The 10,650-nt window shown below is 40.9% G+C and carries 9 protein-coding genes; 4 read left to right on the top strand and 5 right to left on the bottom strand.

All coding sequences use genetic code 11. The features are described from left to right. The first annotated feature begins 122 nt into the window (after nucleotides 1–122). The gene (locus IFO66_RS15905; protein WP_225445811.1) at nucleotides 123–1,373 is read left to right on the top strand and encodes an MFS transporter; all 1,251 of its coding nucleotides are present in this window, start codon (nucleotides 123–125) and stop codon (nucleotides 1,371–1,373) included. Between the two features lie 126 nt (nucleotides 1,374–1,499). On the opposite strand, the gene IFO66_RS15910 is transcribed toward IFO66_RS15905, so the two are convergent. Both IFO66_RS15910 and IFO66_RS15915 read right to left on the bottom strand, forming a co-directional pair. Continuing rightward, nucleotides 1,500–2,600, bottom strand: coding sequence for a C45 family autoproteolytic acyltransferase/hydrolase (locus IFO66_RS15910; RefSeq protein WP_192026107.1), 1,101 nt, complete (start codon nucleotides 2,598–2,600; stop codon nucleotides 1,500–1,502). 214 nt (nucleotides 2,601–2,814) lie between these two features. Then, nucleotides 2,815–5,469 (bottom strand): phosphoenolpyruvate synthase, encoded by a 2,655-nt coding sequence (locus IFO66_RS15915; protein WP_192026108.1) that lies wholly within the window; start codon nucleotides 5,467–5,469, stop codon nucleotides 2,815–2,817. Between the two features lie 207 nt (nucleotides 5,470–5,676). Between IFO66_RS15915 and IFO66_RS15920 the strand changes: the two genes are divergently transcribed. Beyond that, a complete protein-coding gene (locus tag IFO66_RS15920) occupies nucleotides 5,677–6,282 on the top strand; it encodes a TetR/AcrR family transcriptional regulator (RefSeq protein ID WP_192026109.1) in 606 nt (201 codons plus the stop codon). A 97-nt stretch (nucleotides 6,283–6,379) separates the two neighbouring features. Here the strand turns inward: IFO66_RS15920 and IFO66_RS15925 are convergent, their stop codons facing one another. Further along, nucleotides 6,380–6,853, bottom strand: coding sequence for a MarR family winged helix-turn-helix transcriptional regulator (locus tag IFO66_RS15925; RefSeq protein WP_192026110.1), 474 nt, complete (start codon nucleotides 6,851–6,853; stop codon nucleotides 6,380–6,382). Between the two features lie 151 nt (nucleotides 6,854–7,004). Here IFO66_RS15925 and IFO66_RS15930 point away from each other — a divergent pair, with 151 nt between their 5' ends. Both IFO66_RS15930 and IFO66_RS15935 read left to right on the top strand, forming a co-directional pair. Next, on the top strand, nucleotides 7,005–7,583 hold the full coding sequence (locus IFO66_RS15930) for a DUF3238 domain-containing protein (protein ID WP_192026111.1): 579 nt from the start codon (nucleotides 7,005–7,007) through the stop codon (nucleotides 7,581–7,583). A gap of 165 nt (nucleotides 7,584–7,748) precedes the next feature. Further along, nucleotides 7,749–8,087, top strand: coding sequence for a VOC family protein (locus IFO66_RS15935; RefSeq protein ID WP_192026119.1), 339 nt, complete (start codon nucleotides 7,749–7,751; stop codon nucleotides 8,085–8,087). Nucleotides 8,088–8,216: 129 nt separating this feature from the next. Here IFO66_RS15935 and IFO66_RS15940 read toward each other — a convergent pair whose 3' ends face one another. Further along, nucleotides 8,217–9,422: a DUF4179 domain-containing protein gene (locus IFO66_RS15940; RefSeq protein ID WP_192026112.1), complete on the bottom strand. Its 1,206-nt coding sequence runs from the start codon at nucleotides 9,420–9,422 to the stop codon at nucleotides 8,217–8,219. Further along, complete coding sequence (locus IFO66_RS15945; protein WP_420488675.1) at nucleotides 9,388–9,996, bottom strand: RNA polymerase sigma factor; 609 nt, start codon at nucleotides 9,994–9,996, stop codon at nucleotides 9,388–9,390. The genes IFO66_RS15940 and IFO66_RS15945 overlap by 35 nt, the downstream gene beginning before the upstream one ends. Between the last annotated feature and the right edge of the window lie 654 nt (nucleotides 9,997–10,650).

Genomic DNA, 10,650 nt, shown 5'->3' on the forward strand with positions numbered 1-10,650 from the left:
ATCATTCACCTCTGTTTATAGCTGAACTTTTACTTGCAATATCTTTACAACAATATGAAAATAGTTATAATTTAATTCTATATATTTCCTTCAAATTTATAGAAAGGTTATACGGTGTATCCATGCGCATCCTCATAAATAGAAATTTCTCAAACCTGTGGTTGTCCAATGTGATGTCCATTTTAGGGAACCGATTGCGAGAGCTCGTCATCCCTCTACTCGTGTTAGAAATGACAAATTCACCGTTAGCAGCTGGGCTTGTAGCCTTATCTCAGCAATTCGGTACTATCTTGTTCTCAATTCCTGTTGGCACTTGGATAGAGGATAAAAATAAAGTAATAGTTGGAACAATTACACGAAGTCTTATCTCCATTTGTATTTTTATCCTTGCCTATTTTATTTTTATTGATAAATTTGATAGTTTGTTCATTCCGCTTATTTTATTTTTTCTGGGAATATTAGGACTAATAAGCAACACTGCATGTAACGTACTCATCCCGATTATTGCTGGTAGGAAGAATTTAATTCAAGCTCATTCGAGCTTAGAGGGCGCCGATGCAATCGCTACCTTAATTGGCCCCCTATTAGGAGGCTGGCTGCTTGCCAAGACTAGCCCCCTCACGGCGATGATCATCTGCGGAATTTTCGCACTATTGTCAACCATTTTTATGTATGTTGTTAAATATAATCGTGAACACGAGGTCATTCCTACAGCTAAACGATTGGATGAGCATCAGCAATCTAGCTTTTTCACACAAGCATCACAAGGATTCGTTTACTTGTATTCCATTCCCGCACAAATTGTCAGTACGATCACACTTTGTGTCTTAAGCTTCTCTACCGTTTTCATCGTGTTGACGCTATTGATTCACGCAAATACAACCTTACATCTTGGAGCCGATCGAATAGGAATTTTATTGTCTTGCGCGGGTATTGGTAATATCATTGGTGTTTTGCTGTTCAAATGGATTCGAAACCCAAACTGGCTGCCGTTCTTATGTACGCTGCTTTTCGCTTCTGGGGCGGGTGTATTATTAATAATGTCCACAGATGTATTTTGGATAGCTTGCTTAGGTGTCCTGTTATTCGACGGGGCTTTGTCGATGGCGTTCGTTGTCCAATCCTCTGTTCACCAAGCTATAACACCTGATGAAGTAATGTCACGGGTGAAAAGTTCAACCTATGTGATTGGCGGCATTTGTGCCATGTTAGCTACGTTTTTATCAGGAGTGATTTCACAATACACATCCAGTACGGTCGCATTAGCCTTCGGAGCGTTCGTGTTGGTACTGCCTGCTCTATATGTGCTCACATATATGAAGTATAGTGATCATATGGAGAATCTCCATCCTATTTACATCAAAGAACGATAAATTTTTAGGGTCAACAAGTCTAGTTTTGATTTGTTGACCCGTTCTCTAGCTGTGTATGAACATTCTATTAATGAAATGAGAATATATAGGATCTCACTTTAATCACTCACTACAATTTTACATTTATTATCTTATGATTCTCCAAAAGCCCGCTCCATAGTTCTTGTTAGATAATTCAACTGGAATTTCCGTCTTTGCAAAATGTTCACCGACTTGTAATGTATAGGATGTATTTTGCAAGGGAGATCCAAACGAAAACTCAAGTTGGCCATCCGTAACATTAAACAATATGGAATGAACCGTTCCAAACTTCTCGTTATAATTATGAACGGTCAACCCCTTCGGATACTCCGTAGATAGAAGTTCTTTTATTTCACCTACTGCTCTCTTCCCACTGTTACTACATTTATTTTCCAAAATATCATATCGTAGTTGAGATTGTTCTAACTTGCCTAGTTCAAGAGCTTCAATTTCAGAAAATAGTCCATGATTGGTTGCAAGTAAATAGTCTTGTTCTGCCTTTTTAACTACTTTCACCCCATCATAGGTTCCAACTAAAGCTGCATCCCCATTTGAATCCGCTAATAGTAAATTCATATTCGTCCCCACAGGCATATTCATAACTGCATAGACGGCTTCTTCAACATTTTTGCACCTCTCTAGTACGGCTCTTACTATCACCATAAACTGCAATCCAGCAGTTGCTGGCGCTCTCATCCCTGGATAATGACCGATTGGCATACCGCACGAAGCAAAGGCTGCACAAAGACCTTTCTCATTCAACCCTTCACTTCGACCGAAGGTAGACACAGAGAAACCTGTATGTGTGTATTTTCCATTTACCTTTGTTGTACAAAGGCGCATATCCGAAATGTCAGGAGACAGGTCATAGTTTCGTATTACGTATGTTTTCCCGTCTACCATTTTACGAGGCAAAATAGCACCTATACTACATCCCCCAGGTATTAACCACCCATCGTTATAAAACTTTAATTGCTGTGGATCACGACCAAACCCTTTCGCAAAGCCCTCTAACTCTTCATTTAAGCCAGGACAATACTTTGCGAATTGCGATCTCTTTTCTAGATAGGTGCTGTTAGAAACCGATTGTTCTGTAAAAAATATCTCCTTAACATGTGCATGTTCAGCGTACTCTAAAGCTTGTTGTTCCCCCAGCTCATATGAACTTCCAATCAGATAAGCGAATTTTCCTGTATACATGTTCATTCCAAGCTCCCCATTCTGTAGGTGTATAGCAAGACGCATATCGTCTTACTGTACACAGCATACAGTCTCCAGTAACTGGAGAGTTTACTGCTAAATCGTTTCATCCACGGCAAACGAAAAAACAACCCGTCGTCGATTGAATTTCGACAACTGGTCGCTGAAACTTACAAATTGCAAGCACCTAATAACATAATGGTCATCATTAAGAAAAAGGTTACTCTACAAAGCTTGCTTCCTTCAGTATCACTACATATCCTTTGCTACCGTCAAGTCGAATCAGATCGCCGTCTCTAATCATTTTCGTTGCATGCTCAATCCCAACAACAGCAGGGAGCCCGTACTCACGCGCGACGACCGCGCCATGTGTCATTAACCCGCCCATTTCCGTTATAAGTCCCTTTGCTTGCTGAAATAATGGGGTCCAACCTGGATCGGTATATGGTGCAACGAGAATTTCGCCTTCTTTTAAAGAAGCTGTCGTTGGATCAATTACAATTTTAGCTATCCCCTCAATAACTCCAGGAGAAACTGGCGTACCAACTAACGTACCATCTGGCGCATCGCCTCCATATAAAGTTCCTTCAATAATTTCCCCTTCGCTCGTCATTACCCTTGGTGGCGTTAAACGCTTGAAGTACTCAAAGTCCACTTTCCTAAAAGCAATTAACTGTTGCACATCCTGTTCAAATGACCCATTTACGACATCAAGCAGCTCAGGCAAGTTCAAGAAGTAAACATCGTTACGTTCGCAGAGGATGCCTTTAGCAACCAAGTCATCAGCTTCTTCCAACATCGCTTGCTTATAAAGCGCGAAATGACGCACTAGCACAAATTTGTGATGCTCACGCAGACCCATAAAGCTGCGATAAACGGTTATTAGGCGTGACACTACCTTCTCCTTAAATTCCCCATCATCTGCTGTACGAACTTGTGATAATATGCGCTCAGCTGCTGTTCCCGCCTCAAGCTCTCCTTGGCGGAACCGTTCACGATGCTCTCCCTGCTTAACACTGTCCAAGTGTCCCACAATAGATGATATAAGCATATACGGACGTTCCGACCAGCGAGTTCTGGCCACATCAATCTCGCCTGGACAGCGAGCACCATACTGATCCAACCAGCGTTCGAATGCAGCTTTAAATTCGCTACCTCCACGTATGGAATTCAGACCTTCCATAAACCCATCCTCAGCTGCATTTCTAAAATAAACAACTAACTCTGGATGCTTACGAACAAGATCTGCCAAGTCGCCTAGTTGCAATCCCATTTCGCCCGTGACATTATAAGGTAATGATTTATTTAAAGTTAGCAGATCACCTTCATCGAAGGTCCACCACTTTGAGAGCAAGGTAAGCGATTCCTTCGCAACAGAAGCTGCTGCCATATAATGCATATCTATAGCCATTAAACCCTGCATGAGAGAGCCGCAATTTTTCTGGATATAAGAGATTCTATCGGCACCGCTGCAGCTATTCAGAGCCTGTCGGCATATTTGTAAGCTTTGACTCGCATATGCTTTCACTTCTTCATAAGCTGTCTCACCATCACCTTCCAGAATGTCTTTCATCACCTTTGTTGCAAGGAAGGGAATCAGCTGATTGAACTGCTCCATGCCTGGTAAAGGACCTTCTTTTGTAGGAAAACGGGGCAGAACTTGTCGGGCCGCACTACTTATTAATGGCTCAAATTTATCGATCAGAAACAGAAATACTTTTCTCGCCATATTAGACTGCAGTACGTGTGTTATATCGGCGTACATTCTACCGCCAACTTCAATTTGCGAGTCTATATTTGCACCCTGATCAGCTGGTGTAAGATGCTTCCATATTGAAATACCAGCAGGTGTCATCGCATCTGTCATCATCTGCATATGGCCGTTAGAAATGTACACATGCAGCTCGTCATCAGGCGCTTCTGGTACGGGGTATAATGAAGTAATCGGTCTAGCCTGTAGAATATAAAATTGTCGGTTGACTAAACACCATTCAATGTCCTGCTCGGTGCCATAATGAGCTTGAATGTGCTCTCCCATTTGAGCCAAAGCAATCACTTCTTCATCTGATAAAACTTGTTCATTTTGCTTTTCAGACGCAATGGCTTCAATAACGGTACCGCCCTCAACAAGCGGACGCACAGCCTTTAGCTTCGTTGATATTTGTTTCTTGACAATCTCACTCTTTTTGACTTGATACAAATCAGGATTGACGATGCCCGACACGAGTGCTTCGCCCAATCCAAAGCTCGCATCTATCGAAGTAATCGTTCGATTGCCTGTAACAGGATCAGCTGTAAACATCACTCCAGATACATCTGGTTCAAGCATACGCTGAATAACAACCGCCAATTGTACAGCTTGATGGGCGTACCCATGCTTAATCCGGTATACGATAGCACGTTCAGTGAACAGAGATGCCCAACACTGACGGATCGCAACTAAAAGCTGCTGCTCCCCTTTTACATTTAAGAAAGAATCTTGTTGCCCAGCAAAAGAGGCTGTCGGTAAATCCTCTGCTGTTGCGCTGGAACGAACGGCATATCGATATTCTGGACCGAATTCACGCCATTTGCTTAAGATGGCTTCATGTATATCATCTGGAACAGGCAACTCGGAAATATGTGTTCTTATTTCCTTACTTACACGACGAATCTCTTCACTATCAGATACATTCAAATGGTCAAGTCGTTTGTAAAAAGAAGTCAACAAGGTAGATTGTCCTACGAGCTTCTCATAAGCAGAAGTGGTAACGCAGTATCCCGGAGGAACAGGAAAGCCAGCTTGCAGCAGCTCTCCCAAATTAGAGCCTTTTCCCCCTACTTGATCCCTATTAGCTTGGCTTACTTTTTCCAAATGCAAAACGTAAGGCAACATGGACTTCAACTCCTTATCATCGTTAAACATCTGTTATTACCAATTCATTGTTGAATAATCGATAAATCTCCAATTGGATGCTTATTATTTTACCAACTGCTGGAACCTGTTCAATATGCAGCTTGTTATGTTTCGTTCGTTATCAGACAGAATCATATACATTGTTGATTAGCGTGTTATTATTCGTTGATAAGAAGGTGAAGGATAATGGTCAACACAACCGATCGGCGAGTTGTAAGAACGAAGAAAAATATAAAGCGGGCATTTAGCGAATTGTTGAAGGAGAAAGGATTCGAAGCCATTACGGTACAAGATATTGCGGATCGAGCTGATATTAATCGTGGAACCTTTTATTTGCACTTTTTAGATAAATACGATCTATTCGAACGAAGAGTCGATGATATACTTGCGGAGCTAATTGCTTCCGTTCCCCTTGATTATGCGATGAGTCAAACCGCAAATGCATGCATGGAACCACGCATCGTCCAATCCTTCGCTCATTTTCAAAAATATCGTGATTTCTATAAATTGATGTTTGAGGATGGCACGAACACCTATTTTCATACTCGATTTATAGAGCTGTTAAAGAATCATTTCGAACAAAGCATTGAAGACATGAAGCGGAGCTCTAATGCGACTATCCCTATTAACAAAGACCTCATTATTCATTATGGACTATTTTCTTTTATGGGTATTTTAAAATACTGGCTTGATCAAGATCCACCACTTTCTCCTGAAGATATGGCGAAGCAGTTAATATCGATTTATGAGTTTGAGGCAGCACGAAGTATCGAAGAAAAAAGAAAATACTGAGGATTGAAACATAGCCCTGCGCACGGTTTACTCTATAAATAACATCAAAAACCCTCTAGCCCATCGATTGCTGATGAGTTAGAGGGTCGAGCTTCATTTACCACACAGGCTTTACTCTAAAAGGGACTTGTCCTCCAGTAGATTCACTAACTAACGTTGTCAAATCCATCTTAAGCAAATTCATTCTTTCTGCACCAATGCGATCTGCCCAGCGCTCCTCGATTTGTGCAACTATTTTTTCCTTTGCTTGTATGGCTAACTTGCCGCGTTCAGTAAGTACGACCAATTTCCCTCTCATATCCGTGGGATGATTGTCACGCTTCACATATCCATTTTCTTCGAGATGATCAATCATTTTGCTGACAGCCTGCTTCGTAATGCCTAAGTATTCAGCTATCTCCATCCCCGTTGCACCGTTAGGCGTAATACGTTTAAACAAAAAGCCATGTGCGGGTCTTATATGTTCATATCCTAATTCATGTAAGTGTTCATGAAGTTCCTGGATCATTAAGTTAATACTCGCAGCCAGTAACACAGTAAGATCGGAGTCTGAATCTATTTGCTCATACATATTACAATATCTCCCTCCAATGTAGTCAATCAAGTTGACTTTATCTAATTGTTATTGTACAGTCTGATACATAGTCAATCAAGTTGACATTTCAAATTTTAATTACTATTCACGTTATTCAACCAGATCAAAACAACTCTGGAGGTTCTATATGATTATCAAAATTAGAGCAAGTGTGTTTATTCCGCTATCTTGGACTTATCCCGAACAGGATATGGAGACTGGAAACATCAAACAGTTCGAAGGGGATTCACGTGAATTCACTCCCTACGCTGTAAACACAATGCGCTCTAGAGTCGAACAAGAAGTTACTGTAGATTTTGATAAGAACGAAGTATTTTGTTACAAAAATACGGGCATTACAACAGAACGTATTACGAGCCCAAATGGTTCGATTCAGTTACGACAAGGCAAGGCTAGCACAGACGGTATCCAATGTACCGATATTGTATGGAGCTCTGAAGATGTTAGCTTTAAAATGAGCGCAAGTGCTAGCAATCCTTTGAACGATAAGGCCCCCCCAGTCGACTACTTACTAGCCGTAAAAGTAACTAATTATGGCACGGTAACGATTGCAGGCGCACATGATGGTTTCCCATGTTTTGAATTTTATCAACAGATCAATTTCGGTCTATTCGAGACAATCTATACGCATGACTATAGAAAAACGGGAGATACACCAGCTTCTCTAGCTGGTGACATGGAGTATAAGTTTAGGTACTATAGCTAATAGACATCGTTACACTTATGTTACCATAAAAGCTTCAACTTAATGTCCAATGTTTGGCGACATATTACTGAACCTTTAGGACCGAAACTTTAGCACTTGCATGAACTTGATATGATCAAGACGAGTAATGCGAACGATGAAGATACGGGAAAGGAAGTGTCGTCTGTGAAAGTCAATCACCTTAATCTCACAGTTACTGATGTAAAGGCAGCGAGGGAATTTTTAGAGAAATATTTTAACCTCCAAACAGAGCATACACGTGGCAATGGTTTTGCTGTTCTTTTGGACAACGATGGCTTCGTACTCACCTTGATGAAAGGTACAAAAGTGAATTATCCTAGTACTTTTCATATCGGATTTATTCAAGACAGCGAAGACAAGGTAAACGAGATTAATGAGCGTATGAAAAATGATGGGTTTGATGTAATGCCTCCGCAAAGATCGCATGGCTGGACCTTTTATGTCGAAGCGCCTGGTGGATTTACGATTGAAGTTTTATGCTGAGGAACCTCCATTAACAATTATCTCAGCCTTTCGATACTATTTCTCCACATAGTTATTCAAGCAATGTTGATGTGATAGAAAATAAAAATCCACGTCGCAGTAACGTGGATTTTTACTAGCACTTCTTCGTTATTTCGCAATTGGAATGGTTAGCTCCAAATCTTTCAGATAAGTTCTATCTTGTTCGCCATTCTTATCCAGATCCATGACACTCCAGTCTACTGTCTTCACCGTTAATGTAAATGGTCTGATCGTAATTGATTTCGGTGTGCCTTCAAATGGACTATACAAATCATCATTTTGATATTGTAATTCAGGTAAGCGGTGGAAGTATCCAAACATACTTTGTTCCACAACTTTGCCTTTGTCGTCCACAAGCTCGTAATACACCTTACTTGCATGATACTTCCCTGTTTGTTCTGGTGATTGTGGAACTGGACCATGGCTGTCCAATACAAGACGTGTAGACACAGGTGACAGAGTAAGCTCCTTCACTGTATAACTGAACGTTCCGTTCGATTGAGAGACGTTAGGCTTGAAAACAAGTGACTTGTTTTCTACCTTTACAGGGATTTTAAATTCAAAGATTTCTTTCACACGCGTAACTTTCAGTTGAATGGTGAGTTCAAATTCGTCAGGCAAATGTGTGAGACGAGTGTACTCAACGGAAAATGCAGATTTCCCATTTAAAGGATAATCCCCATACCCCCCTGTACTGAATTGCAATTCTTGACCGTTAACAAGTAAAATCGGCTTCTCAATATAGCCCTTAAGCTTCTCGTTTTCCGGTACAATGTTGGCATTTTCATACTCCTTGCTAGCAGCATAAACAATCTTCGTATCTTCATCATCATATGGAGAGACAGTACTAGAAGGCAAATTCTCTCCCTCACGTTCTACGAAGAAGGATAAGCGTGTTCCATCATAGAGCAAATTCGTCAATTTTAGTGTAATGCCATCATGGGTTACAGGTAAGTTTGGCTGAGATACAATGCCTTGATCAATAGCAGCTTGCACCGCTTTTTCGCTAGTACCGTGGAAAAGTACCCCGATAACGGGAATATTTTTCAAGGTATCAGCCATAACCGGAGATACATAGCCTGAGAAAATGACGCCAATACCAAGTATACTGGCAGCTGATAGCGCTATTACGGTTCGTTTGAGCAAACTAGGTCTCGATTTGGAGCGACTTCTTGAGCGTTGTGGAATTGATCGCTCCTCAATTTTGCTCATAATCTGATCACGAAGCTGTTCGTTAGGCAATTGCGAATCGTCTATCATTTTTTCAATCGCATCCATCTCACTGCATTCCGTTTGTCGTCGTAAATGTACCATGTATCACCTCTCCTTTCTTACTGCTACGCTCGATCAGCTTGTGACGGAGCCGCTCATATTTTTTTCGTACGGTAGCGGGCTTAAGTCCCAAAATTTCACTTATTTCCTCAAAGGTATACTTTTCGACACTTTTCAATAGTAAAATGTGACGCTCTTCAGAAGTTAGATGTGTAAGCAGCTCATGGATTACGGGCTCATGTTGAGACAAGGTTTGCGAAGGCATAGGTTCTACTTGTTCTTCACAGCGTTCAATTAGCTTGAACCAGCGGCTTTGCTTTTTCTTTATATTCATCAAATGATGATAGGCCATCTTGTACAGCCAAGCTGAGAAAGAGACTTGTCTCGTGTACTGATGAAGATGTTCATAAGCACGAATAAAGATCTCTTGTACCGCATCTTCGGTTTCAGCATGATTTTTCAAAATATAATAGCAATACGTATACATCTGCCTATCAAATTGAATCATAATCGATTTGTAAGCCTGTACATCTCCTGCCTTGACTTGTTCAACAATCGCTTCGATTGCTTCACTTTTTCGTAAGCTATCCATATCCCCAGGGCTAGCTGTCTGCAAGAGATCACCTCCTGTCTTGTTGTTTACCGATATAACAATTGCAGACTTTCATTTTGTGACATCGTGTAAAAAATATTTTTGGGTTGGTTTGCTACTGCTTCGAATGATCAAAAAAAACGCCCTCTCAGGCGGCATTTCCGATGTAAAGGCCAGCGTAATTTCAAATTCTACGACTGATATCTCCCATTTCTTAGATATTCTACGTCCTCGTTTAGCTTTCGAGAAAAAAAGAATGTTGGCAGTGATTACGGAGAGCACTGATATGCTTTAGAATAAATAGTAGTAAAGACATGTACTTTTCCATCAGAAATTAAACAAGAAGAAGCCCCAGCTCCACTTCAAACCGTGGTAACTTGAGGCTTCATTTCATCGACTATTGACCACTAAGACTATGCAAAGTATTTAGTGTAAACCAGCTAACAGCTCAATCCGTAATTGATGCAAAAGCGCATCTTTTCTCATCCTCTTTTAACGTCTAGAAAGAAATTGCTGCAATAATACAGCTTTTTACGCTCTCTTTCTCAAACTGAGGGTCAAGTCCATATTTATGTGTAAATTCCTCGTCGTCAAAATGGTTACTATTTGGTTTGAGGACGTCGCCAAGTATGGTACGCATTGAGATCTACGTACTTTTTCCCTGTCGTCCATTTGTCA

The sequence above is a fragment of the Paenibacillus arenosi genome, assembly GCF_014841135.1.
GTDB lineage: Bacteria > Bacillota > Bacilli > Paenibacillales > Paenibacillaceae > Paenibacillus_B > Paenibacillus_B arenosi.